This window comes from Frondihabitans cladoniiphilus (assembly GCF_039544345.1).
In the GTDB taxonomy this organism is placed as follows: Bacteria; Actinomycetota; Actinomycetes; order Actinomycetales; family Microbacteriaceae; genus Frondihabitans; species Frondihabitans cladoniiphilus.
The window spans coordinates 130,239-155,407 of record NZ_BAABLM010000010.1; the positions used below are offsets into that span (position 1 = coordinate 130,239).

The 25,169-nt window shown below is 69.5% G+C and carries 21 protein-coding genes; 4 read left to right on the forward strand and 17 right to left on the reverse strand.

Translation table 11 applies throughout. The features are described 5' to 3' along the window. Positions 1–117: 117 nt before the first annotated feature. From murC to ABEA39_RS16140, 12 genes are all read right to left on the reverse strand, one after another. Complete coding sequence (gene murC, locus ABEA39_RS16085) at positions 118–1,584, reverse strand: UDP-N-acetylmuramate--L-alanine ligase (RefSeq protein ID WP_345376972.1); 1,467 nt, start codon at positions 1,582–1,584, stop codon at positions 118–120. Further along, positions 1,581–2,684: a UDP-N-acetylglucosamine--N-acetylmuramyl-(pentapeptide) pyrophosphoryl-undecaprenol N-acetylglucosamine transferase gene (locus ABEA39_RS16090; protein WP_345376973.1), complete on the reverse strand. Its 1,104-nt coding sequence runs from the start codon at positions 2,682–2,684 to the stop codon at positions 1,581–1,583. The genes murC and ABEA39_RS16090 overlap by 4 nt, the downstream gene beginning before the upstream one ends. Next, positions 2,681–3,979 (reverse strand): putative lipid II flippase FtsW, encoded by a 1,299-nt coding sequence (ftsW, locus tag ABEA39_RS16095; RefSeq protein WP_345376974.1) that lies wholly within the window; start codon positions 3,977–3,979, stop codon positions 2,681–2,683. Before ftsW ends, ABEA39_RS16090 begins: the two co-directional genes overlap by 4 nt. Beyond that, entirely contained in the window at positions 3,936–5,483 is a 1,548-nt protein-coding gene (gene murD / locus ABEA39_RS16100) for a UDP-N-acetylmuramoyl-L-alanine--D-glutamate ligase (RefSeq protein ID WP_425556990.1), read from the reverse strand. Before murD ends, ftsW begins: the two co-directional genes overlap by 44 nt. Next, complete coding sequence (mraY, locus tag ABEA39_RS16105; protein WP_345376976.1) at positions 5,480–6,571, reverse strand: phospho-N-acetylmuramoyl-pentapeptide-transferase; 1,092 nt, start codon at positions 6,569–6,571, stop codon at positions 5,480–5,482. Before mraY ends, murD begins: the two co-directional genes overlap by 4 nt. Further along, on the reverse strand, positions 6,568–7,977 hold the full coding sequence (locus ABEA39_RS16110; protein WP_345376977.1) for a UDP-N-acetylmuramoyl-tripeptide--D-alanyl-D-alanine ligase: 1,410 nt from the start codon (positions 7,975–7,977) through the stop codon (positions 6,568–6,570). Before ABEA39_RS16110 ends, mraY begins: the two co-directional genes overlap by 4 nt. Further along, positions 7,974–9,536: a Mur ligase family protein gene (locus ABEA39_RS16115; protein WP_345376978.1), complete on the reverse strand. Its 1,563-nt coding sequence runs from the start codon at positions 9,534–9,536 to the stop codon at positions 7,974–7,976. Before ABEA39_RS16115 ends, ABEA39_RS16110 begins: the two co-directional genes overlap by 4 nt. A 46-nt stretch (positions 9,537–9,582) precedes the next feature. Then, positions 9,583–11,388: a peptidoglycan D,D-transpeptidase FtsI family protein gene (locus ABEA39_RS16120; RefSeq protein ID WP_345376979.1), complete on the reverse strand. Its 1,806-nt coding sequence runs from the start codon at positions 11,386–11,388 to the stop codon at positions 9,583–9,585. Positions 11,389–11,430: 42 nt separating this feature from the next. Beyond that, positions 11,431–12,060 carry a hypothetical protein gene (locus ABEA39_RS16125; RefSeq protein ID WP_345376980.1) on the reverse strand — a complete coding sequence of 210 codons (630 nt, stop codon included), beginning with the start codon at positions 12,058–12,060 and terminating at the stop codon, positions 11,431–11,433. After that, a complete protein-coding gene (gene rsmH / locus ABEA39_RS16130) occupies positions 12,057–13,046 on the reverse strand; it encodes a 16S rRNA (cytosine(1402)-N(4))-methyltransferase RsmH (RefSeq protein ID WP_345376981.1) in 990 nt (329 codons plus the stop codon). Before rsmH ends, ABEA39_RS16125 begins: the two co-directional genes overlap by 4 nt. 106 nt (positions 13,047–13,152) lie before the next feature. After that, complete coding sequence (mraZ, locus tag ABEA39_RS16135) at positions 13,153–13,584, reverse strand: division/cell wall cluster transcriptional repressor MraZ (RefSeq protein WP_345377183.1); 432 nt, start codon at positions 13,582–13,584, stop codon at positions 13,153–13,155. Positions 13,585–13,822: 238 nt separating this feature from the next. Continuing rightward, positions 13,823–14,224 carry a DUF3040 domain-containing protein gene (locus tag ABEA39_RS16140; protein WP_345376982.1) on the reverse strand — a complete coding sequence of 134 codons (402 nt, stop codon included), beginning with the start codon at positions 14,222–14,224 and terminating at the stop codon, positions 13,823–13,825. Positions 14,225–14,377: 153 nt separating this feature from the next. Here ABEA39_RS16140 and ABEA39_RS16145 point away from each other — a divergent pair, with 153 nt between their 5' ends. Further along, positions 14,378–15,499 (forward strand): polyprenyl synthetase family protein, encoded by a 1,122-nt coding sequence (locus ABEA39_RS16145; protein WP_345376983.1) that lies wholly within the window; start codon positions 14,378–14,380, stop codon positions 15,497–15,499. A gap of 79 nt (positions 15,500–15,578) precedes the next feature. On the opposite strand, the gene ABEA39_RS16150 is transcribed toward ABEA39_RS16145, so the two are convergent. After that, positions 15,579–15,926: an Rv2175c family DNA-binding protein gene (locus ABEA39_RS16150; RefSeq protein ID WP_425556991.1), complete on the reverse strand. Its 348-nt coding sequence runs from the start codon at positions 15,924–15,926 to the stop codon at positions 15,579–15,581. A gap of 125 nt (positions 15,927–16,051) precedes the next feature. On the opposite strand from ABEA39_RS16150, the gene ABEA39_RS16155 reads away from it, so the two are divergent. Beyond that, positions 16,052–17,404 carry a LysM peptidoglycan-binding domain-containing protein gene (locus ABEA39_RS16155; protein WP_425556992.1) on the forward strand — a complete coding sequence of 451 codons (1,353 nt, stop codon included), beginning with the start codon at positions 16,052–16,054 and terminating at the stop codon, positions 17,402–17,404. A gap of 148 nt (positions 17,405–17,552) precedes the next feature. Next, positions 17,553–19,517, forward strand: a complete 1,965-nt coding sequence (gene pknB, locus ABEA39_RS16160; protein WP_425556993.1) for a Stk1 family PASTA domain-containing Ser/Thr kinase — start codon at positions 17,553–17,555, stop codon at positions 19,515–19,517. Positions 19,518–19,727: 210 nt separating this feature from the next. Here pknB and ABEA39_RS16165 read toward each other — a convergent pair whose 3' ends face one another. The 3 genes from ABEA39_RS16165 to ABEA39_RS16175 all read right to left on the reverse strand — a co-directional run bounded on the left by ABEA39_RS16165 (position 19,728) and on the right by ABEA39_RS16175 (position 22,892). Beyond that, positions 19,728–21,062: a class II 3-deoxy-7-phosphoheptulonate synthase gene (locus tag ABEA39_RS16165; protein ID WP_345376987.1), complete on the reverse strand. Its 1,335-nt coding sequence runs from the start codon at positions 21,060–21,062 to the stop codon at positions 19,728–19,730. Positions 21,063–21,191: 129 nt separating this feature from the next. Then, positions 21,192–21,881, reverse strand: coding sequence for a lysophospholipid acyltransferase family protein (locus ABEA39_RS16170; RefSeq protein ID WP_345376988.1), 690 nt, complete (start codon positions 21,879–21,881; stop codon positions 21,192–21,194). Positions 21,882–21,941: 60 nt separating this feature from the next. Then, entirely contained in the window at positions 21,942–22,892 is a 951-nt protein-coding gene (locus ABEA39_RS16175) for an ROK family glucokinase (RefSeq protein ID WP_345376989.1), read from the reverse strand. A 128-nt stretch (positions 22,893–23,020) separates the two neighbouring features. On the opposite strand from ABEA39_RS16175, the gene ABEA39_RS16180 reads away from it, so the two are divergent. Beyond that, complete coding sequence (locus ABEA39_RS16180) at positions 23,021–24,634, forward strand: AMP-binding protein (RefSeq protein WP_345376990.1); 1,614 nt, start codon at positions 23,021–23,023, stop codon at positions 24,632–24,634. Here the strand turns inward: ABEA39_RS16180 and ABEA39_RS16185 are convergent. Next, on the reverse strand, positions 24,631–25,122 hold the full coding sequence (locus tag ABEA39_RS16185; protein ID WP_345376991.1) for a peptide deformylase: 492 nt from the start codon (positions 25,120–25,122) through the stop codon (positions 24,631–24,633). The two genes, ABEA39_RS16180 and ABEA39_RS16185, sit on opposite strands and share 4 nt — an antisense overlap. Positions 25,123–25,169 lie beyond the last annotated feature (47 nt).

Consider the following 25,169-nt stretch of genomic DNA (forward strand, 5'->3'; position numbering starts at 1 on the left):
GCTGCTTGCTCTTCGAGCGTGAGCTCCGTGCCTCCCCCGGCTCTGCGCTCTCGGTCTCGACCTCGCCGGGTTCGGCGACCGGAGGGGGCGGCGTGCGGTCGAAACCCTCCGGCCTTTTCACGCCAGGTGCTCCGACGCCTGGCTTCCGGCCTGCAGGCCCTCGGACTCGGTATTCGTCTCGGTCTCCGTCTCGCTCGACTTCTCGAGGCTGCCGAGGAGTTGCGGGACGATGCGGTAGACATCGCCGCAGCCGAGCGTGATGACGAAGTCGCCCTCGTGCGCGATCTCGGCCACGCGGTCGGCCGCGGACTGCCAGTCGGGCACGTAGTCGACCCGGGACGCGTCGTGGAATCGGCCCGAGACGAGGGCGCCCGTGACGCCCGGCTCCGGGTCTTCGCGGGCACCGTACACGTCGAGGACGACGGTGTGGTCGGCCAGCGCCTCGTAGGCCTCGGCGAACTCGCCCGCCATCATTCGCGTGCGGCTGTAGAGGTGCGGCTGGTGGACGGCGATGAGGTGCCCGTCGCCGACCACGGAGCGGGCGGCCTGCAGAGCCGCGGCGACCTCGGTCGGGTGGTGGGCGTAGTCGTCGTACACGCTGACGCCGCGGACCGTGCCGTGGAGCTCGAAGCGGCGCTGCGTGCCGCCGAAGGCCTCCAGCCCGCTGATCGCCTCTTCGGGCGTCAGGCCGAGACCGACCAGGACGGCGTAGGCGCCGGCCGCGTTCAGGGCGTTGTGATGGCCGGGGACGCGGAGCTGGACCGGGTAGGAGCGACCGTCGTGCTCGAGGCGGAAGGCGACCGGGCCCTCGTCGGTGGTGCCCACGACCCGGACGTCGGCGCCCTCGGCGGTGCCGAAGGTGACCACCTTGGCGGGGTCGAGCGAGGCGGTCACCGCGACGGCCCCGGGGTCGTCGCTCGAGATCGCGACGAACTCGGAGGCCGCGCCCGCGAAGTCGACGAAGGCCTGGTCGAAGGCCTCGCGCGAGCCGTAGTGGTCGAGGTGGTCGGCGTCGACGTTGGTGATCAGGGCGATCGAGGTGTCGTAGAGCAGGAACGAGCCGTCGGACTCGTCGGCCTCGATGACGAAGAGGTCGTCGGAGCCGCCCCGAGCGCTCAACCCGAGCGACTGGATCACGCCGCCGTTGACGAAGTTGGGGTCGCGGCCCGCGTCGAGGAGAGCGGTCACGACCATGCCCGTGGAGGTCGTCTTGCCGTGCGCACCGGCGACGGAGACGAGACGATGGCCGCCGATGAGCCAGGCGAGGGCCTGAGAGCGGTGGAGCACCGGCAGTTCGTGCGCGAGGGCGTACTGGTATTCGGGGTTGTCCTGCCAGAGGGCGCCGGTGACGACGAGGGTGTCGGCGTCGCCCACGTTGGCGGCGTCGTGGCCGATGGCGACCGTGGCGCCGAGACCGCGGAGAGTGTCGACCGCCGCGCTCTCGCGCACGTCGGAGCCGGTGACGCGGTGCCCCGCGGCCAGGAACACCCGTGCGATGCCGCTCATGCCGGAGCCGCCGATGCCGACGAAGTGCACCTTGCCGAGCTTCTCGGGCAGGGGCTGGGTGAGGTCGGGCTTGATCATGACGTCTCGCTGAAGGTCTCGTGGGGGGTCGGGATGGTGGCTTCGAGCACGAGGTCGACCGTGCGATCGGCCCCGTCGCGGAAGCCGACGGACGCGGTGCGCGCAGCCATGTCGGCGATGCGCGCGCGGTCGAGGAGGATCGGGACGAGCTGCTTGCGCACCCAGGCCGGGGTGAAGTCGGCGTCGGTCACCAGCTCGGCTCCGCCCGCGGCCACGACGTCGGAGGCGTTGAAGCGCTGTTCGCCGTTGCCGACGGGGTAGGGGACGAGGACCGCCGGCAGCCCCAGCGCGGTGAGCTCGGCGACAGTGGCCGAGCCCGCGCGCGAGACGACGAAGTCGGCGGCGGCCAGAGCGAAGTCCATGCGATCGCAGTACTTCAACAGGTGGTAGTCGGCGAGAGGGCTCGAGGTCAGGTCGGACTTCTCGCCGGTGATGTGGAGGATCTGCCACCCGGCCCCGAGCAGCTGGGAGGTGGATCGCGAGATCGTCTCGTTGAGCTTTCGCGCCCCCGTGGAGCCGCCCGTCACGAGGAGCGTCGGCTTCTGAGCATCGAGCCCGAAGAACTGGAGCGCCTCGGACTTCACGGCCGGCCGATCGAGGTTCTCGATCTCGTCACGGAGCGGCATGCCCACCTGACGCGCGTGCCGCATCTTCGTCGACTCGAACACGACGCCGACGTGGCGGGTGAGGTACGAGCCGAGCACGTTTGCCATGCCGGGCTTGGCGTTCGCCTCGTGGACGACGATCGGGACCTTGGAGCGCCAGGCCGCGAGATAGGCCGGGGCGGCGGCGTACCCGCCGAAACCCACGACGACGTCGACGTGGCGCTGGGCGAGCTGACGACGGACCCCGGAGATGGCGGAGACGATGCGCCCGGGGAAGCGCAGGGCGGCGACGTTCGGCTTGCGCGGGAACGGGAGACGGGGCACCGTGATGAGTTCGTAGCCCCGCTCGGGGACCAGTCGGGCTTCGAGCCCCTCGGCCGTGCCGAGCACCAGGATGGTCGCCCCGGGGTCGCGGCGCCGCAGGCGATCGGCCGTGGCCAGAAGGGGATTCACGTGGCCGGCGGTGCCGCCGCCGGCGAGGAGGTACGTCGTCACCGGAGAGACCCTACCTGCTCGCGCGCACGGCCTCGTGAGTTCTCCACAGGCAGGTCGGCGTCGTCGTGCTGCCGGACGAACGAGAGGACGACACCGAGCCCCAGGAGGGTGAAGACGAGCGAGGATCCCCCTGCACTGATCAGCGGTAAGGGCACCCCGAGGACCGGCAGGAGGCCGAGCACCACCGCGATGTTGACCAGGGCCTCGCCGACGATCCAGGCCATGATGCCGCCGGTCACGATCCGGACGAACGGGTCGTCGGAACGACGAACGACCTTGACGAACGACACGGCGAGCACGATGAAGAGGGCGAGCACGACGCAGGCGCCGATCAGGCCGAGCTCTTCGCCGATGATGGCGAAGATGAAGTCGTTGTCCGCCTCGGGGAGCCAGGACCACTTGGCCTTGGAGTTGCCGAGGCCGACGCCGAAGACGCCGCCGGAGGCGAGGGCCCACAACCCGTGGGTCGTCTGCCAGCAGGTCGACTGGTAGTCGGCGGCCGACGAGCAGCCGTCGAGCCAGGCGGAGATGCGGCTCGTCCGGCTGCTGGCGCTGTGCGTGATGACCGGCAGAGCCACGGCGATCACGATGAGCGGCACGATGAAGAACTTGAGCGGGACACCGGCGATGAAGACGGCGACCGCCACGAGCATCATCAGGATCAGACTGGTCCCGAGGTCGCCGCCGCGCAGGACCAGGGCCAGGGCGATGATCACGACGGGCACGAGCGGCACGGCCACCTGACGCCAGTCGAGGAGCTTGTCGCCCTTCTTGACCAGGATCATGCCGATCCAGATCGCGAGGCTCAGCTTCATGAACTCCGAGGGCTGGGCGCTGAACGAGCCGATGTGAATCCAGTTCCGGTTGCCGTTGACCGTCACACCGAGAGGGCTGAAGACCAGGAGCTGCAGGACCATCGACGCCACGAGCAGGTGCCAGGCGTACTTCTGCCAGGTGCGGGACGAGACCCGGGAGGCCAACAGCATCAGGGGGATTCCGACGGCCGCGAAGATGCCCTGCCGAACGAAGGCGCCGAAGAAGTCCTTCGTCGCGACGAACTGCTCGACCGAGGACGACGAGAGCACCATCACCACGCCGAACACGACGAGGAAGAGCGCGGTGCCGAGCAGGACGAAGAACGTGCCGGTCTCGGCGGCGAAGATCTTCTTCACGCGCACCACCGCGGCCGCGGTGCGCTCGCCGTCGGTCGCGTAGGTGCGCTTGGCTGCTCCCCCGCGGCGCGAGGCGGCGCTAGCCAGCAGGCGTCGCGGGAGGTTCGATGGGGTGTCGGCCATCGGAGTCACCTCCCAGGTGGTCTTGGACGGCCCGGGCGAATGCCGTGCCGCGGGCGCCGTAGTCGGCGAACTGGTCGAACGATGCCGCAGCGGGGGCCAGCAGGACGGTGTCGCCCGGTTCGGCGACCACGGCCGCCAGCCTGACGGCCTCCGGCATCACTCGTTCAGTGTCGGCCTCGTCGACCTCGAAGACCGGTATGCCGGGGGCGTGTCGCCGGAAGGCCTCAGCAACCTCCGAGCGATCGGCACCGATCAGCACCGCGGCCTTCACGTGTGCCGTCTCGTCGCGGACGAGCGGAGCGATGTCGACGCCTTTGAAGAGACCGCCGACGATCCAGACGACCGACGAGGCGGCAGCGAGGGATGCCCGTGCCGCATGCGGATTCGTGGCCTTCGAGTCGTCGACCCACTCGATCCCGTCGTCGGTGGGCACGATCTCGGAGCGGTGGTGGTCGGCGCGGAACGCCGCGACGGCCAGCTCGATGGAGTCGGGGGCGACGTCGAGCGACCGAGCCAGCGCGGATGCGGCCAGCACGTCCTCGACGAGGTGGTCGGCTGCGAGGCCCGAGCCGCGGAGCGTGTCGATCGACGTGAGCTCGAGAGCCCGGTGCTGACGGTCGGCCAGGAACGCCCGGTCGACGAGCAGGCCCTCGACGACGCCGAAGTCGCTGATCGGCGGCGAGCCGAGACCGAAGCCCACGGCCCGGCAGCCCTCTTGGACGTCGGCCTCCTGCACCAGCTCGCGCGTGGTCTCGTCCGCGCGGTTGTAGATGCAGGCGACCCGGGTGTTCGCGTAGACCCGGCCCTTCGAGGCGCGGTAGGCCTCGAACGAGCCGTGCCATTCGAGGTGGTCCTCCTCGACGTTCAGACAGACGGTGGCGGCCGGCCGCAGAGAACCCGGGCCCTCGAGGGGCAGGTAGTGCAGCTGATGGCTGGAGAGCTCGACGACGAGGACGTCGAATCCGTCGGGCTCGCGGATCGCGTCGAGCACCGGCAGGCCGATGTTGCCGCAGGCCGCGACCGTCCGCTCGTCGGCGGCGAACATGGCCGCCGCGAGCTGCGTCGTCGTCGTCTTGCCGTTGGTGCCGGTCACGAGCACCCATTCGGCGAGACGCTGCGTCTTGTCGCGGACACGCCAGGCGAGCTCGACGTCGCCCCAGATCGCCGCGCCGGATGCGCTCGCCCAGACGACGAGCGGGTGGGTCGGGGGGAAACCGGGGCTGACCACGACGACCTCGGCGTCGAACTCGACGAGTTCGGCGGGTGGTGTCGTGAGGTCGGGCTGCACGACGAGACGGGCGCCGATGACCGGCAGCAGGCCGGCGGCGTCGGAGTCGCCGGAGGGCGCCACGACCAGGACCTCGGCACCGAGCTCGGCGAGGGTGTCGGCGACGGAGAAGCCGCTCACGCCCAGGCCGAGGACGGCGACGCGGAGGCCCGTCCAGTCGGCGTGCCAGCTGACGAGGCCGTCGAGACGCCCGGAGGTGGGGATGCCCACGGTCACGTCCTCGAGATCCACTCGAGGTAGAAGACCCCGAGCGCCGCGGCGACGAAGAGGCCTGCGATGATCCAGAACCGCACCACGACCGTCACCTCGGCCCAGCCCTTGAGCTCGAAGTGGTGATGCAGGGGGCTCATCAGGAAGATGCGCTTGCCGTGCGTCAGTTTGAAGTAGATGCGCTGCAGGATGACCGAACCGGTGACCACCAGGAACAGGCCGCCGATCAGCACGAGGAGGAGCTCGGTGCGGGTCAGGATGGCGAGAGCCGCGACCGCGCCGCCCAGGCCCAGGGACCCGGTGTCGCCGAGGAAGATCTGCGCCGGCGAGGTGTTCCACCACAGGAAGCCGATCAGGCCGCCCGAGATGCACGCGGCGACGACAGCCAGGTCGAGCGGGTTGGTGGTGGTGTAGCAGGCGCTGCCGACCGCTCGGACGCTCCCGCAGAGCTGGTTGTTCTGCCAGAAGCCGATCACGATGTAGGAGCCGATCGCGAGGATCGAGGCTCCGGTCGCGAGGCCGTCGAGACCGTCGGCGACGTTGACGCCGTTCGAGGCCGAGACGGTGATCATGATCACCCAGATGGCGAACAGCACCCCGCCGATGAGGGAGCCGGCGAAGAACAGGTTCAGCCAGGGGATGTCGCGCACACCGGAGATGAAGTGCGACGCGGAGGTCTGCCCCACCCGGCTGTGGACGGTGATCGCCAGGACGGCGAAGATCACCGCGACGATGACCTGGCCCAGGATCTTGGCCCAGCCGCCCAGCCCGAGGCTGCGCTGGTTGCGCACCTTCGTGAAGTCGTCGAGGAAGCCGATGAACCCGAGCCCCACCATCATCAGCAGCACGAGGAGGCCGCTCGGGGTGAGACGGTCGCCGCCGGCGAGGTGCCCGACGAAATAGCCGAGCACCGTGCCGAGGATCAGGACGATGCCGCCCATGGTGGCGGTCCCGCGCTTGGTGTGGTGCGACTGCGGTCCGTCGCTGCGAATGAACTGGCCCCAGCCGAGGCGATGGAACAGTTTGATGAACCACGGCGTGAGCAGGAGGGTGAAGACGAGCGAGACCGCGCCGCCGACGAGCAGGGCGATCATGCGGGGACTCCGGCCAGACGATCGCCGAGGAAGCGGAGATTCGCCGACTTCGACGACTTGACGAGGACCACGTCGCCGGGCCGTTGATCGGCCTTGAGGAGGTCGTAGGCGCTCTCGATGTCGGGGACGAGGATCGACTCGCCGTCCCACGACCCTTCCAGCCCGGCCGCCATGTGCACGTGCCGTGCGGCGTCGCCGACGACGACGAGCTTGTGGATGTTCAGGCGGACCACGAGACGACCGATGCGGTCGTGCTCCTCCTGAGCGAACTCGCCGAGTTCGGCCATCTCGCCGAGGACGGCGACCGATCGCTGATCGGGGCCGATGATCTGCGCGAGCGTCTTCAGGGCCGCGGCGACCGAGTCGGGGCTGGCGTTGTAGGCGTCGTTGATGACGGTGACCCCGTCGCCGCCGTCGAGGACCTCCATGCGCCAGCGCTCGGCCCGCGTGACACCTTCGAGGACGTCGGCGGCGCGCGAGACGTCGAGACCCCACTCCCCCACGACGGTCAGTGCCGCGAGGGCGTTCATGACATGGTGCTCGCCCAGGATGCGGAGGTGGACCGGACGCGTGACGCCGGGGGCGTGCAGCACGAACGAGGTGCCGCTCGTGACCACGTCGATGTCGCTGGCCCGGTAGGTCGCCGCGTCGCCGAACCCGAAGGTGACGACGCGGGCGGCGGTCTGCTCGGCCATGGCCATGACGCGGAAGTCGTCGGCGTTGAGCACGGCGGTCGCCGTCGCGGGCAGGTCGGTCACCATCTCGGACTTGGCGCGCTGGGTCGCTTCGATGCCGCCGAACTCGCCGGCGTGCGCGAGGCCCACCTTGAGGACGACGCCCGTGTCGGGCTTCGCGATGGACACGAGCCGGGCGATCTCGCCCGAACCCGAGGCACCCATCTCGACCACGAGGTACTCGGTGTCGGGCGTCACCCGCAGCATCGAGATCGGCGCGCCGACGTGGTTGTTGAAGGACCCCTCGGGAGCGACGGTCTCGCCCAGGTCGGAGAGGATGGCGCGCAGCATGTTCTTGGTGCTCGTCTTGCCGTTGCTGCCGGTGATGCCGACCACGTGCATCCCGCGCTCGCTCCCGCGCCCTGCGCGCACTCGTGCGACGACCTCTCGGGCGAGGTCGGCCAGGGCGACCACGCCGTCGGCGACGACGATCAGGGGAATGCTCGTGTCGAGGTTGTCCTCGGCGACGACCAGTGCCGCACCGTTCTCGACGGCCGACGGCACGAACACACGGCCGTCGGTGACCTCGCCGGGCAGCGCGAAGAAGATCGACCCCGGTCGGACGAGGCGGGAGTCGGTCTCGACGGAGCCGTCGACGACGGTGTCGCCGGAGCCCAGGACGAGACGGCCTCCGACGATCGCGGCGATCTCGGAAAGCGTGAGAGCGATCACTCGGCCCACCCGGCCTCTCGGAGCGCGTCGCGCGCTTCGTCGCGAGCCGAGTAGGGCGTGCGCACGCCCTCGATGTCGCGGTAGTCCTGGTGACCGGGGCCGGCCCACAGGATCGAGTCGCCTTCGCCGGCGAGGACGACGGCCGCACGAATGGCCGCCTCGGGCGGGCTCACCTCGTGGATCTCGTGCTCCGGGTAGGCCTCGCGAGCCGCGTCGACCAGGGTCTTGCGGATCGAGTCGGGGTCTTCGAAGCGGGGGTGGTGATCGGTGATGACGAGGATGTCCGAGCCGGCGGCGGCGACGCGGGCCATCTCGGGACGCTTGGTCGTGTCGCGGTCGCCGTCGGCCCCGAACAGCATGATGACCTTGCCCGGAGTGAAGCGGCGGACGGCGGCCAGCGTGTTCAGGAACGCGTCGGGGCTGTGCCCGAAGTCGACGAAGACGCTGGGGCCCCGGTCGCCCGAGACGCGCTCGGTTCGGCCCGGGAGGTAGGCGACGATGCCGCCGTCGGCCTCGAGCGCCTGGCCGATGGCCTCGAGCTCGAACGAGGCCTCGACCAGCATGACGATGGCGAGTGCCGCGTCGGCGGCCATGTGGATGCCGATCATGGGCACTCGCGTCGACAGCGAGCGGCCCTCGGGGCCGTCGAGCGTGAAGGCGGTGTAGGCCGCGGCCTCCTCGGTGACGGTCACCTTCCAGTCGGCGTCGCTGGGAGTGTCGGCACCGGGGGTCACGACCTGGATCGTGGTGACGGGGATGCGGCTCTCTTCGACCACACGTTGGCCGTAGGGCGAGTCGAGCGAGACGACGGCACGCTTGGCGCGGTCGGGCTGGAAGAGGGGCAGCTTGGCCGCGAAGTACTCCTCCATGTCGGCGTAGTCGTCGAGGTGGTCGTGACTCAGGTTCGTGAAGCCGGCGACGTCGAACACGAGGCCGTCGACGCGGTTCCGGCTGAGGGCCTGGGCGCTCACTTCGACGGCGACCGCGCGGACCTCGCTCTCGCGCATCCGGGCCAGGAGGGCGTGCATCTCGCTCGCCTCCGGTGTCGTGAGGCGCGACACGACGACGAGCTCGCCGATGTGGCGCTCGGCGGTCGAGCTCAGGCCGGTGACGAGGCCGAGCTGCTTGAGGATGCCTTCGAGGAGATACGAGGTCGAGGTCTTGCCGTTGGTGCCGGTGACGGCGAAGAGGAGCGGGGGCTGCTCGTGGGTGCGGTAGATCCATGCCGACACCTCGCCCAGAGCGGCGCGAGGCGAGTCGACCAGGACGACGGGCAGACCGCTGTCGCGCGCGATCTCGGCCCCCTTCGCGTCGGTCAGCAGGGCGACGGCGCCACCCTCGCGGGCCTCGGCGGCGAACTCGGCACCGTGGCGGTGTGCCCCGGGCATGCCGACGTAGAGGTCGCCGGGATGCAGGTCACCGGTCGAGAGGGTCACACCGGTGATCTCGATGCCGTCGAGCGACCCCACGTGGTCGAGTCCGAACTCGGTGACGAGTTGGCCGAGAGACCTCGCCGAGGGATGTTCCGGTCGTAGGACCGGGGGGATCCGGGCACTCAATGAATCCTCATTTCTTACCAGCAGAAGTCTGCATCGGGTCTGTCGTCTACCAGGTGTCGGGGATGTCGGTCAGGGGCGTCGTGGACGGCTTCACTCGGTACGTCTCGAGGACCTGGGACATGATCTCGCGGAAGGCGGGTGCCGCCGCGAACGAAGTCTTCATGGTACTGGGCTTCGTGAATGTCACGAGCACGACGTACTGGGGGTTCTCCGCCGGGGCGATGCCCGCGACCGAGATCACGTACTGCCCGGCCTCGTACTTTCCGTTGGCACCGGGCACCTGCGCGGTACCGGTCTTGGCGGCCACGTTGTAGCCCGAGATGGGTTGCATGCCCTTCAGCGTGCCCTCGGGGATCGTGTTCTCGAGCATGTCGACGACGTCGTTCGCCGCCTTCTGCGACACGACGCGGGTGCCCGTCTCGCTCGGGGCGTCGATGACGGTGCCGTCGGCGAGTTTGCAGGCCTTCACGAGCTTCAGCGGCATGCGGACGCCGCCGTTGGCCAGGGTCTGGAAGATGCTCGCGGTCTGCACGGCTGTCGAGGCGACGCCCTGACCGAACATGGTGGTGTAGTTCGTGAGCTGGTCCCACTTGGTGTAGTCGTTCAGGATGCCGTCGGCCTCGCCGGGGAAGTCGACCTCGGTCTTGGTGCCGATGCCGAACTTCTGCATGTACTCGTAACGCTGCTTCGCCGACATCTTCTCGCCGAGGTACGAGATGCCGACGTTCGACGAGGTGGCGAGGATGCCCGCGAGGGTGAGCTTCTCGGTGGGGTGGTACTCGGCGTCGCCGATGGTCGCCCCGAACGGGAAGGTGCGGGTGTCGGGAACCGTGGCCTGGCTCGTCGGCGTCGCGAGCCCCGCGTCGATGAGCGAGGCCGCGGTCATCGCCTTGAAGACCGAGCCGGGCTCGTAGCTCTGCGTGAACGCCTTGGAGCCCAGGTCGCCGGTGTCCGTCGCACTGACGTTGTTCGGGTCGACGCTGCCGGAGTCGGCCACGGCGACGAGGGAGCCGTCGGAGACTTTGACGACCACCGCGGTGCCGGAGACGGCCCCGAGGGCGGTCACCTGCTCATTCAGGTCTTGCTGCACCTGGTACTGGAGGTCGGAGTTGATGGTCGTCTCGAGCGTGCCCCCGGCGACCGCCTTCTTCGTGGTCACCGTGCTGCCGGGCAGCTTGACCCCGTCGAGACCGCGTTCGTAGGTCTCGGAGCCGTTCGTGCCGGCGAGGCACTTGTCGTACTCGTACTCGAGACCCGCCTGGGCGCCGTCGGTGCCGACGAAGCCGACGAGGTTGCCCGCGACGGCGCCGTCGGGATAGGTGCGGGCCGTGGCGCGCTGGGGGTAGACCCAAGTGATGCCGAGCTTCACCACCCGGTTGTACGCGTCGACGTCGACGCCCTTGACGAGCATCGTGTAGAGCGAGGTCTTGTCGGTGGTGAGGGCCTTGTACATCGTGGCCGAGTCGCCGCCGGTGGCTTTCGCGAGCTGGTCGACGGTCTGCTGCAGCGTGTAGGTGACGCTCTTGCCGTCGACCTTGGTCGTGTAGCCGGCGGCGAACTTGGGTGCGGCCGTGATGTCGTAGCGGAGCACGGTGGCTGCGAGGACCTTGCCGTTGGCGTCGAGGATCTCGCCCCGGTCGCCGTAGACCGTGGTCGAGATGGAGCGCTTGCCGACGGCGTCGGCGTTGAGGCTCGCCGCCTGGACGACCTGGATGTCGACGAGACGGACGACGAACACGGCCACGAGGGCGAAGATCACGATGCCGGCGATCGTGGCCCGACGTCGACGGGACCGCTGAGCGGCTGCACCGAAGTGCCCGCTGCTGCCGCGCCCTGGGGTGGTTGGTCTCACGAGAGGTTCCTCACTTGCAAAGCCGCCGTCCGACCAGGACCGTTACCGGGTCTCGGGAGCCGCCAGTTGATTCGCCGACGACGCTACCGACGACCCGCTGGAATCGGTGGCTGCCGCGCCCGTCGTGGAGGAACTCGTAGGTGCCGTCGTGGTCGCCGGCGTCGTCGTGCCGTCGGGGCTCTTGCTGATCACCGGGACGCCGTCGAGGAGGCTGTTCGCGATCAGGTTGCTCGGCGTGGTGGCGGGAGTGGCCGCGGCCGTGGGGGTGCCGTAGACCGTCTCGGTGCCGAGGTCGAGGTAGACCGGGTTCTGGTTGCGGACCATGCCGAGGGCCGTGGCGTTGTTCGCGATGTTCTGCGGCGAAGCGAGGACCCCGAGCTTCTCGGTGTACTTCTGCTGGGTGCGGTCGAGCACCGTCTGCGAGTTCTGCAGCGACGAGATCTGGTACGCACCCTTGCTGACGGCGATGCTGATGCCCAACTGCGTGAGCAGGAGCACGAACAGGGCGGCCGTTGCCACGAGCGCGTAGACGATCTTCGGTCGCGCCTTCCGCTGGCTGCGACTGGTGATGATTTCGATCGGGTTGAGCCGGCGGCGGCGGGTCTCGGCCGGCTCGGACGACGGCTGGGCCCGCGTACTGAGCGGCGTGGCAAGGGCGTGGTTGGTGCTCATGCGTGTCTCCGGATTCGCTCGGCCGCACGCAGACGCACGGGCTTGGCTCGGGGGTTCAGGTCTTTCTCTTCGTCGCTCGCCAGTTCGGCGCCGCGGACCAGGAGGGAGAACTCGGGTCGGTGCTCGGGCAATTCGACGGGAAGGCCGGCGGGCGCGGTCGACTTCGACCGCGCGGCGAACTCGCGCTTCACGAGGCGGTCTTCGAGCGACTGGTAGGCGAGGACCACGATCCGGCCGCCGAGCGCGATCCGATCGAGGGAGGCGGGAAGCGCCTTCTCGAGGGACGCCAGTTCGCCGTTCACCTCGATCCGCAACGCCTGGAAGACACGTTTCGCGGGGTGCCCCGCGCGCTGGAGGGCCGCCGGGGTCGCGTCGATGAGGAGGTCGACGAGCTGCCCGCTGCGGACGAGCGGGGTGGCCTCACGGCGTTCGACGATGCGGCGCGCGTAGCGGGGGGCCAGTTTCTCTTCGCCGTACTGGTAGAAGATGCGGCGCAGCTCGGCCTCGCTGTAGCTCGCGAGGACGGTCTCGGCGGTGACGCCGGCCGTGCCGTCCATCCGCATGTCGAGCGGGGCGTCTTTGGAATACGAGAACCCGCGCTCGACCCGGTCGAGCTGCAGCGACGAGACGCCGAGGTCGAACAGGATTCCGTCGATCTCGGGGATGCCGAGGGAGTCGAGGGCGCTCTCGATGCCGTCGTACTCGGTGTGGACCAGCTTGACCCGGTCGCCGAACGGCGCCAGTCGCTCACCGGCGATCGCCAGGGCCTCGGTGTCTCGGTCGAGACCGACGAGGGTGAGTTCGGGGAACCGGCTGAGCATCGCCGAGGAGTGGCCGCCCATGCCGAGTGTGCCGTCGACGACGACGGCGCCGGGCTTCTCGATCGCCGGAGCGAGCAGCTCGAGGGTGCGCTCGAGGAGCACCGGCTGGTGGATGCGGTTGCCGGCGGCGTCTTCCGCCTGCGTGGAGTCGTCTGCTTCTGCCATGGAGAGCCCTGCGCTTCTTTGTTCGTGGGGCCTGATCCCCATCCATCCCACCTGGCACCGGGGAAGTGTGCCAGGGGTGGACGGCTGGGAGTCAGGACCCGCGACTCTAGAAGAGCCCGGGGATCACCTCCTCGGTGGTGTCGGCGAACGAGGCCTCTTGCTCGGCGTAGTAGGTGTTCCAGGCCTCGGTGGCCCAGATCTCGACGCGGCTGCCCGCACCGATCACGGTCAGATCGCGGCCGAGGCCGGCGTACTCGCGAAGAGTGGCCGGGATGGTGACGCGGTTCTGCTTGTCGGGGATCTCGTCGGAGGCGCCCGAGAGGAACAGGCGCAGGTAGTCGCGAGCCTGCTTGCTCGTGACCGGCGCCTGCCGGATGCGCCCATGAAGGTCTTCGAACTCACGCTGACTGAAGACGTAGACGCAGCGCTCCTGCCCGCGCGTCATGACCAGACCGGAGGCCAGCTCGTCGCGGTACTTCGCAGGAAGGATGATGCGGCCTTTCTCGTCGAGCTTGGGCGCGTAGGTACCGAGGAACACTCGCGTCACCCCCGCTCCACGCCCCGGCCTGGGCTATTCCTCCACTTTACTCCACATTCCCCCACCAAACAACGACCGGGCCCCGAAAGGGGGGTCGGACGCGCGAAAAAACCCCGGCATCACGGGGATGCACGGGGTGGAGGAAAAGGGAGGCTCACGGCTCGTCAGTGGACATGAAAAAAGGCCGACCCAGGGGTCGACCTCGTTTCGTGCCGGTCAGATCACCGGCGGGACTGCGTCAGTTGTCGTCTCCGCCCTGACGCTTGTCCCATCGCTCGTTGAGGCGGTCCATCATCGAACCGCGGCCACGGCCTCCGGCACGACCACGCGAAGTGGAGGAACGGGGAGGAACGGGTGCGGGCCCGAGCGAACCGAGACGGCGACGGGGAGGAGCGATTGCGAAGAGCGCGCCTGCCAGGAGGACGATGAAGCCCGCGACACCGATCAACGGCATGCGGAAGGCGACGCCGGCGACGATGACGGCGACGCCGATCAGAGCAGCGACGATACCGAGAACGACCATCGTGTAGCTCGGTCGTCCTCGACGCGAGCTCATGGTGGTGACGAAATCGGAGTCGTTGTTGTAGAGGCTGCGCTCCATCTCTTCGAGCAGCCGCTGCTCCTGTTCGGAAAGAGGCATTTGTGTTCCCTTCAGGGAGGCCAATTGGGCTGCCAATCAGTGGCCGGGAAAGAGCCCCCGCGGCCTCCGATGAAGGACCTCGAGTGCACTCGTGACGAGCACCGTTGTTAGCTCACGATTCTAGAACCGCAAGCAATGGTTAGGCTAGGCGGCGTGGCTGAGAGTACGCGGTTAGTAGACGTCCTTCAAGACCGGATCGACGGCTTCCTCCAAGCCCGACGGCCGGAGCTCGACGGCATCGCCTCCGACCTCCATCCGTTCGCCCGATTCTCGGCCGATCTGCTCCAGGGCGGCAAGCGGTTCCGAGCGTTGTTCTGCTACTGGGGCTGGCAGTCCGTGGCGGGTCTCGAGGCCGCCGCCGACGTCCTCGCCACCTCGCCGGACAAAGCCCAATTCGACGCCGTCGTCACCGCCTCCGTCGGGCTGGAGTTCTTCCACGCCGCGGCCCTCGTGCACGACGACATCATGGATAATTCCGACACCCGTCGAGGCCTGCCCGCGGCGCACCGTCGGTTCGAAGAGCTGCACCGCGACGGCGGCTGGCTCGGCGACGCCGCCGCGTTCGGCACCTCGGGCGCTCTTCTCTTCGGCGACCTCCTGCTGAGTTGGAGCGACGAGCTCCTGGCGGACGCCTTCGACTCGCTCGAGTCGCGAGATGCCGCTCGCACCGCCCGTCGCGAATTCAATCGCATGCGCACCGAGGTCACCGTCGGGCAGTACCTCGACATCCTCGAAGAAAGCGCCTGGGGCACCGCACCGGACGACGAGCTCCTGGCCCGAGCGCAGCGCGTCATCGTCTACAAGTCCGCCAAGTACTCCGTCGAGGCACCCCTGCTCGTCGGCGCGGCCATGGCCGGCGGCTCGGCCGAGCACCTGAAGAGCCTCAGCGCCTTCGGCCTCCCGCTCGGCATCGCCTATCAGCTCCGCGACGATCTCCTCGGCGTCTTCGGCGACCCCGCGGTGACCGGCAAGCCGGCCGGTGACGATCTCCGCGAGGGCAAGCGCACCGTTCTGATCGCGCTGGCCCGGCAGTCGTTGCCCGTGGGCTCCGTCCGGCTGCTCGACGAGCTCCTCGGCGATCCCGACCTCGACGACGACCAGATCCGGATGCTGCAGGCGACGATCCGCGACTCGGGCGCGGTCGACGCGGTCGAGGCCCTGATCAGCGAGCAGGTGGCTGCCGCTCAGAGCGCCATCGGCTCGGCACCGCTCGCACCGAGCGCCAAGGCGCAGTTGTCTCAGCTCGCCGACACCGTCACGCGCCGCACCGCCTGATCGGGGCGACGACGGCCGGGCGACCGCGCACGGCTCGGAGCGGCGACGGCCCGCCGATCAGAGCAGAAACTGCGACGGATCAGAGCAGCGACTGCGCGACGCGGCGGACCTCAGCCTTGCGACCGGCCAGCAGCGCCTGGATCGGGCTCGTGCCCAGCGACTCCTCGTCCGACAGGAGCCAGTCGATGGCCTCGTCGTCGGTGAAGTGGTTGTCGTGAAGGACGGTGATCGTGCCGCGGAGCTCGTGCATCGGCTCGTTCCCGACCAGGAAGACGGCGGGGATCTTGCGGACGTCGTCGACCCGCGTCGCGAGGAGGACGTTCTCCTCGAGGAGGCGGCGGACCCGGCTCGCCGTCGTGCCGAGTTGCTCGGCCGCAGCGGGCAGCGTGAGCCAGGTGATGGAGTCGAACCAGGGGCGCGTGGAGATGTCTGTCACGGCACTACCTTCCCACGGACGGGCGGCCGAGTCCGCCTCCCCCCGGATTGGGTGCGTTTCACTCCAGTCACACCCGTCTCGTTAATTGACTTGCACTTACTTCTGTGTCAGCGTGAATCCCTATGAACGAATCCGACCCGCAACCCTCGAGATCTGCCGCCTACCGCATCGGTCGGGGCATGCTCGGAACCGTGCCGATCGTTCTCGCCGGTTCGATGGCGATGACCCTGACCGGGCCCCTAGTCACCACCGACCACGTCCAGCCGCTCACCAAGCGTCCGGGCGTCAGCCCCGACACGAAAGCCGCGCCGGCGACCCGCATCGACCTGAGCGCCACGCGGTCCGCGCCCGACGACCAGCCCGCCGTCGAGCTGACGAGCGCCGTTCTCAGCACGGCCTCCGCCGTCCCGACCACCTACACGGTCAAGACCGGCGACACCGTCTCGAGCATCGCCGGCCGCTTCGGACTCTCCACCGCCTCGGTGCTCGCCCTCAACGGGCTCAGCTGGAAGTCCACGATCTTCCCCGGCCAGAGCCTCAGCCTGAGCGCGGCCAAGGCGACGAACCCGGCCGCTGCGGTAGCCGCATCCCCCGTCGCCACGCCGGCTCCGGCCCCGACGGCGCAGGCCGGCTCGTACACGATCGTCCGCGGCGACACGCTCTCGTCGATCGCCGCCCGGCACGGCGTCGCCACGACGGCACTGCTGGCTGCGAACGGCCTCGGCTGGTCGAGCATCGTGTACCCCGGCCAGCACCTCACGATCCCGGGCACCGTCGCCCTTGCTGCCACCACGTCGCCCGTCGCCACCACGACCGTCGCGACGCCGACCAAGACGATCACCTCGACGACCGGCACCGCCGCGACGACCTACGTCATCAAGACCGGAGACACGCTCTCGTCGATCGCCAAGGCCAACGGCACCACCGTCGACAAGCTCCTCACGGCCAACGGCCTGAGCTGGACCAGCATGATCTACGCCGGCAAGCAGCTCACCATCCCGAGCACCGTCGTCGCCGCCACCGTCACCACCGCCGGCACCGGCGCCACGACGATCGTCTCGACGGCCCTCGACAGCACCCAGCAGGCCAATGCCCGCACCATCATCCAGGTCGGCCGCACCCTCGGCGTCAGCGACCAGGGCATCGTCGTCGCCCTCGCCGCCGCCGCCCAGGAGTCCGGTCTCCGCAACCTGCCCTCCGGCGACGCCGACTCGGTCGGGCTCTTCCAGCAGCGCCCGAGTCAGGGCTGGGGCACGCGCGCGCAGCTCACCGACACCACGTACGCGACCAAGCTCTTCTTCGGCGGCAGCCGCAACCCCAACCCCGGCAAGACCCGCGGCCTGCTCGACATCCGCGGCTGGTCCACTCTCACGGTCACGCAGGCCGCTCAGGCCGTGCAGAACTCCGCCTACCCCGATGCCTACGGCAAGTGGGAGAGCTCGGCCCGCACCTGGCTCGCGACCCTCTGACGACGACCCTTCCGCCTGCGACCGTCATGCCTCCGGACGATTCCCCTCGGACGGCGCATAACGGTTTGGTCGGGCGCGGTGAGTTGGACGCTCTCCCCGGCGTGTCATCCGTAAAATCACCGAGGTGAGCGTCAACCAGACTGACCCGATGATCGGCCGACTCATCGACGGCCGATACCAGGTGCGCTCACGCATCGCCCGCGGCGGCATGGCGACCGTCTACCTCGCCTCCGACCTCCGGCTCGAACGACCCGTGGCCGTCAAGATCATGCACGGGCACCTCGCCGACGACGAGAACTTCAAAGAGCGCTTCATCCAAGAGGCCCGCTCGGCCGCTCGTCTCGCCCACCCCAACGTGGTCAACGTCTACGACCAGGGCCAGGACGACGAGTCCGCCTACATCGTCATGGAGTACCTGCCCGGCATCACCCTCCGAGAGCTCCTCCAGGAGCACAAGGTCCTGACGCCCGAACAGGCGACCGACATCCTCGAAGCCGTGCTCGCCGGCCTCGCCGCCGCCCACAAGTCCGGCATCGTCCACCGCGACCTCAAACCCGAGAACGTCCTGCTCGCCGACGACGGCCGCATCAAGATCGGCGACTTCGGCCTCGCCCGGGCCGCCAGCGCCAACACCGCGACCGGTGCCGCCCTGCTCGGCACCATCGCCTACCTCTCCCCCGAACTCGTGACCCGCGGCATCGCCGACACCCGCAGCGACATCTACGCGCTCGGCATCATGCTCTACGAGATGCTCACCGGCGAGCAGCCCTACAAGGGCGACCAGCCGATGCAGATCGCCTACCAGCACGCGAACGACACCGTGCCGATGCCCTCGGCCGTCAACCCGCGCGTCCCGGTCGATCTCGACGAGCTCGTCCAATGGGCGACCGCGCGCGACCCCGACGACAGGCCGCGGGATGCCCGGGCCATGCTCGATCACCTCTTCGACCTCCAGCGCGGCACGGTCCAGCCCGGCATGCAGCAGACCCGGGTCCTACCCGCCGCCATGGCACCGACGCTCCGCAACCCGACGCTCCCCCAGGGCCCCACCGGCGACACGCAGATCCTCGGCCAGGCGCCGGCAGCCGGCCAGGCTCGCCACCGCACGGGGCCCGTCCTCGGAGGCGACACCAACGCCGAGGCCCTCGCCCGCAAGGCGCACCGGCGCCGCCGCAGCGGCTTCGTGCTCCTGGTCGTCGTCGTCGTGCTCGCCCTCCTGGCCGGTGGCACCGGATGGTGGTTCAACTTCGGCCCCGGCGGGCGCGTCGCCGTCCCCAGCATGTCCAACGTCTCCGTCCCCGACGCGACGGCGAAACTCAAGGCGGCCGGCTTCGCCGTCTCGTCGAACCAGGTCAAGACCTTCGACGTCGCCATCCCCTCCGGCTCCGTGACCGGCACTCGTCCCCAGGGCGGCGCCAGCATCCAGAAGGGCTCGACCGTCTCACTCGTCGTGTCGCAGGGTCCCCGACTCCTGCCCGTGCCCACAGTTCTCGGCACCCAGGAGGAGGGAGCCAAGGCCGCCCTCGCGGCCTTCACCGTCGGCGACTCCAGCTACCAGTTCTCCACCGAGGCGAAAGGGTCCGTCCTTGCGATCACCGGCAAGGACGCGACCGGCGGCACCGAGGACCTGAGCCACGCGACGACCTACGGCGAAAAGCAGCCCGTCACCCTGACGGTCTCGCTCGGCCCGGTCCCCGACGTGACCGGCGAGGCGCTGGCGACCGCTCAGGCCGATCTCGAAGCCGTGGGCCTCAAGGGGCAGCAGACCGACAGCCAGTATTCCGACGGCGTCCCCTCCGGCGCGGTCATCAGCCAGGCCGACCCGGCCGCACCGGTCCACCAGGGGGCCACCGTCGGCCTCGTCGTCTCCAAAGGGCCCCAGCCGATCACCGTCCCCGACGAGACCGGCCAGACGATCTCCGGAGCCGAGACAGCCCTCAAGGCCCTTGGCCTCCAGGTCACCTACAAAGACTGCAAGCCGGCCGCGATCTGCACCGCGCTCAACTGGAAGAACATCTTGACCGTCGCCACGCAGAGTCCCGCCGGTGCGGCGACCGCGCACAAGGGCGACACGATCACGCTGACGTACAACGCGATCGGGATCGGCGGCTGACCCGTCCGGGGCGAGCCGGCCCCGTGCATCCCACGCTCTCGCGCTGTTTTCGGTGCGCACATCGCGAGCGATCCGTCGACAGGTGCACGCCGGCTCGGGCCTCGGCGCGCCCGGATCGCAGAATCACTCGACATTTGCACGCGGCGACCACCGCCCGAGACGCGGCGAGCCCCTCCGCCGAAGCGAAGGGGCTCGTCGTGAGACCGCGGGTCAGGCCTGCGCGCTCGACAGCTCTTCGGCGACCAGGAACGCCAGCTCGAGCGACTGCATGTGGTTCAGACGCGGGTCGCAGAGGCTCTCGTAGCGGGTGGCCAGGGTCGCCTCGTCGATGTGCTCGGATCCGCCGAGGCACTCTGTCACGTCGTCGCCCGTCAGCTCGATGTGGATGCCGCCCGGGTGCGTGCCCGCGTCGCGGTGCGCCTCGAAGAAGCCCTTGACCTCGTCGACGATCTCTTCGAAGCGACGAGTCTTGTAGCCCGACGGCGTGGTCATGCCGTTGCCGTGCATCGGGTCGGACACCCACAGCGGAGTGGCGTCGGCGCCCTTGATGGCCTCGAGCAGCGGCGGCAGGGCCTCACGGATCTTGCCGGCGCCCATGCGCGTGATGAACGTCAGCCGACCGGGCTCGCGGTTCGGGTCGAGCTTGTCGATGAGCCGCAGCATGTCGTCGGGGCTCGTCGTCGGGCCGAGCTTCACGCCGATCGGGTTGCGCACCCGGCTGAGGAAGTCGACGTGGGCGCCGTCGAGGTCGCGGGTCCGTTCGCCGATCCAGACGAAGTGGCTCGACAGGACGTAGGGCGTGCCCGTGCGCGAGTCGATGCGGGTCATCGGTCGCTCGTAGTCCATCAGCAGCGCCTCGTGGCTGGTGTAGAACTCGGCGCGCTTCATCTCGTCGAAGTCGGCGCCGGCGGCGACCATGAAACGGACGGCCTTGTCGATCTCGCGAGCCATGTGCTCGTACATGACGTTGGCCGGGTTCGAGGCGAAGCCCTTGTTCCAGGAGTGCACCTGGCGCAGATCGGCGAACCCGCCCTGCGTGAAGGCGCGGATCAGGTTCAGCGTCGAGGCCGACGTGTGGTAGCCGCGGACCAGACGCGCCGGGTCGGGCTGACGCGACTCGGGCGTGAAGTCGTAGCCGTTGATGATGTCGCCGCGGTAGGCCGGCAGGGTCACGCCGTCGCGGGTCTCGGTGTCGCTGGAGCGGGGCTTGGCGAACTGCCCGGCCATGCGGCCCATCTTGATGACGGGCACGCTGGCGCCGTACGTGAGCACGACGGCCATCTGCAGCAGCGTCTTCACGCGGTTGCGGATGTTGTCGGCCGTGGCGTCGGCGAACGTCTCGGCGCAGTCGCCGCCCTGCAGGAGGAACGCTTCCCCCTGGGCTGCGGAGGCCAGGCGCTCGCGCAGCGTGTCGACCTCGCCCGCGAAGACCAGGGGCGGGTAGGTGGCGATCTCGGCGGAGGCCGCCTCGACCGCGCCCGAGTCGTTCCACTGCGGCTGCTGCTTGATGGGGAGCGTCCGCCAATAGTCCAGTCCTGCGATCACGGAAGGATCTGCAGAAATGACTGGGTCTGTGGTCTGGAGCACTCGGTGTCCTCGTCTAGAAGGGGTGGAAACGGCATCGTGGGATGCACGGCGGCAGCCCGAACAGGCCGCACGCCACGAGGATCGAGCCTAGCGCGAAAGCGCAGCACGCCTCTCTTTGACCGAAGAGGCGTAGACATCGGCATATTCCTGACCACCGAGCTTGTTCAGTTCGTACATGATCTCGTCCGTGATGGAACGCAGGATGAAGCGGTCCCCCTCGAGGCCCTCGAAGCGGCTGAAGTCGAGCGGCTCGCCGAAGACGACGCCGATGCGGTGCAGGTGCGGCCTCTTCGAGCCCGTGACCATGACGCGCTGCGTGCCGATCATGGCGACGGGCACGACCCGGACGCGCCCCTCGAGGACCATTCGAGCGATGCCGGTGCGACCGCGGTAGAGGCGGCCGTCAGGGCTGCGAGTGCCCTCGGGGTAGATGCCGAGCTGCTCGCCCTTGGCGAGGACGCCGAGCCCGGTCTTGAGAGAGGCCTCCGACGCCTTGCCGCCGGAGCGGTCGATCGAGAGCTGCCCGGTGGCGTTGAAGAACACCCGGGTGGCCCAGCCGCGGATGCCGCGACCGGTGAAGTAGTCGCTCTTGGCCAGGAACGACAGCCGGCGGTCGAGGACGAGGGGCAGGAACACCGAGTCGACGAACGACAGGTGGTTGCTGGCGAAGATGACGGGACCGGTCTCGGGGATGTTCTGCCGACCGATCACCCAGGGGCGGAAGATCGACAGCAGCACGGGCCGGAAGAGGAACGTCTTCATGATCCAGTAGAACATCGTCGTCTCCTTCCGTCGGGCGCTGCGGCGCCGCCTGAGTCGGTGCAGTCTAACCGGAAGTCAGAGGGTGGAGACGTGGAGCCGGGCGAGGTCGGCGGCGCCCACCACTCCGGCGTCGTTCACGAGCTCGGCGATGACGAAGTCGGGCTCGGGGTGGAAGCCGCGGGCGGGGAGGTGCGAGAGGTAGGCGGCGCGGACCGGAGCCAGCAGCAGCTCGCCCGCCTGGGCGACACCGCCGCCGAAGACGAAGAGCTGGGGGTCGAGCACCACGCTGAGCGAGGCGCAGGCCTGGCCCAACCAGGTGCCGAGCTCGGTGAGGGCTTCGACCGCCCCGGCATCGCCCGACGCGAGAAGGGCGCTGACGTCGTGCCCGGAGAGCGACCCCTTCGCGGTGCGGAGGTCGGCCAGGGCCTTGCCCGTCGCTCCCCCGCGGTCGGCGACCTCGCCGGCCATGCGGAGCAGGGCGCGACCGGACCCGTACTGCTCGATGCACCCGAAGGCGCCACAGCCGCAGGGCAGGCCGTCGGGCACGATGCGGACGTGGCCGAGCTCGCCCCCCGTGCCGAAGCCGCCGCGGAGCAGCTTGTCTTGAGCGACGATCGCGCCCCCGACGCCGGTTCCGATCGTGAGCATGGTCATGTCGCTGACGAGGCGACCGGCGCCGAACCGGAACTCGGCCCAGCCGGCCGCGTTGGCGTCGTTGTCGATGGTGATGTGGAGGTCGAGCTCGTCGTTGAGGCGAGCTCGAAGGGGCTCGTTGCGCCAGGGGATGTTCGGCGTGTAGTACACGGTCGACTGGGCAGCGTCGATGAAGCCGGGCGCCGCGACCCCGGCGGCGACGACCTCGTGCTCGGACTGGAGTTCGCGGATCATCTCGACGACGGCGTCGACGATGGCCTGGGAGTCGCCGGTGGGAGTCGGCACCCGCCGTTCGGCGACGATCTCGCCGAGTTCGGTGACGACACCGCCCGCGATCTTGGTTCCGCCGATGTCGATTCCGATTGCCTGCACGAGAAATCACTCTACTGCCGTGCTTCGAACAGTCCGAACGCCAGCGAGCGAGCCGTGCATCCCCCGCTCTCGATGAGGGGTGTCGGTACAGTGAACGAGACGATCCGCAAGCCCGAGAGGAGCCTTCCATGCCGCTGGCAGCCACCCGAGACGACTCGGTGACGGCGCTCCTCACCGAAGCCCTCGCCGAGTCAGCCACGCACGCCGCGATCGCGATCCCCGACTCGTTCGGCGGCTGGTTCGACCTCTCGCTGGCCGAGTTCCTGGACCGGGCGGAGGCGCTCGCTCGAGGATTCCTGGCTTCCGGCCTCGAGCCCGGCGACCGGATCGGGGTGCTCTGTTCCACCCGCTTCGAGTCCACCCTCGTCGACGCCGCCACCGGCCTGGTCGGGATCGCGACGGTCCCTCTGCCCCCAGAGGCCGGCGAGACCGAGCTCACGGCCGTGCTCGAGGCCTCGGGCGCCCGGGCCGTGGTGGTCGAGACGCCGGCCGACTTCGCGCGCTTCGACGAGATCCACGGCGATCTGCCGCTGGTGATCGACGTGTGGCAGATCGGGCTCGCCGACCTCGACAAGCTCGTCCTCGCCGGGCGGCGCCTGCCCGACCCCGACTTCGAGGCCGCCGTCGCGACCGCGGGCGCCGACACCGTCCTGAGCCGGCACTACGAGACGACGCCCGACGGCGGACTCCGGCTCCACACTCTGACGCACGCTGTCGCGGCGATCCGCGTACGGGCTCTCGCCGAAGTCCTCGCCGAAGCGACCGGCCCATCGGCGTCGACCCTCCTGGTGCTGCCCGCGACCGATCCGCACGCTCGGCTCACGACCCTGCTGGCGCTCTTCACCGGCACTCGGCTCGGTCACCTCGCCGATCCGTCCGCTCTCCTCCCCACCCTGGCGTCCTTCCGGCCGACCCTGCTCGTCGCCGACCCCGCACTCTTCGAGGGGATCGACGAGGCGGCATCGGTCCGCGCCCAGGAGTCCGGCCGCACCACGGCCCTCCGTCAGGCCCGTGACGTCGCCCTCGAGTACGCCACGGCGCTCGAGAGCGGTTCCGTGCCGACCTGGTTGAAGACCCGGTTCGCTCTGGCCGACGCCTTGGTGCTGCGCGGGCTGCGCAAGACGGCCGGAGGGCGACTGCGGCACGCCGTGGCACTGGCCGGCACCGCGTCGCTCCCGACCCGACTGCGGTTGCTGATGCGCGCCCTCGATGTGCACCCCCTCGAGTCGTACGGAACGCCGGAGACCAGCGGCTTCGCGACGATCGAGCACTTCGACGACGCGTCCGGCCGAGCAGCCGGCGGAGTGGGGCGTGCGCTCGACGGCGTCGAGGTCCAGGTCGAGAGCGACGGGGCGGTGAGGATGCACGGGGTCGGCATCGAGGACCCCGCGGCCGGGTCTGGCTCCGCTGTTGCGGGCTCTGTCGCTGCGGGCTCCGGTGCGTCGGGCTCTGTCGCTGCGGGCTCCGGTGCGTCGGGCGAGTGGCTCGACCTCGGGCTGACCGGGAGGCTCGACGACGACGGGCGACTGTTCCTCGACGACCGGGAGGGGTTGCTGCTGCAGGAGACGGACGACGGTTCGCACGACGAGGATGCTTCAGGCGACGGGGACCTCGAGGACGACGGCGACGACATTCTTCAGGACGACGAGGCGGCACCCGAGGGCGACGAGGCTCCTGGGTGGAACGGCGAGGTCGCCCCGACCCAGGGTTCGGCGCCGAAGGGAGACGGCGCGGCCGGTTAGAACCAGTCGCTCTCGCGGATCTGCCGCATTGCATCCCTCTTGATCTCGGGGTCGAGCCCCATGATGTAGAGGGTGCCGTCGAGGTGATCCGTCTCGTGCTGCAAGGCCTGGGCCATCAGCCCGTCACCCTCGAGCTCGACGCGGTTGCCGTCGAGGTCGACGCCCTCGACGCGGGCGAACGGGTATCGCCGGCGCGGGAAGTAGAAGCCGGGCACCGACAGGCAGCCTTCCTCGACGAGTTCGGGCTCGCCGCCCAGCTCGACGATCTCGGGGTTGAGCACGTAGCCGATCTCGCCGTCGACGTTGTAGCTGAAGGCCCGGAGGCCCACGCCGATCTGGCACGCGGCGACCCCGGCCCGGCCAGGCAGAGTGACGGTGTCGATCAAGTCCTGGACGAGCGCCGCGAGGCCGGGGTCGCCGAGTTTCACCGGGTCGGACGGGGACCGGAGCACAGGGTCTCCGAACAGGCGGATGGGGCGTTCGCTCACTTCTGGCACTCCTGGTTGCAGTTGCTGTGGCTGGTGGGGCTGAGTTC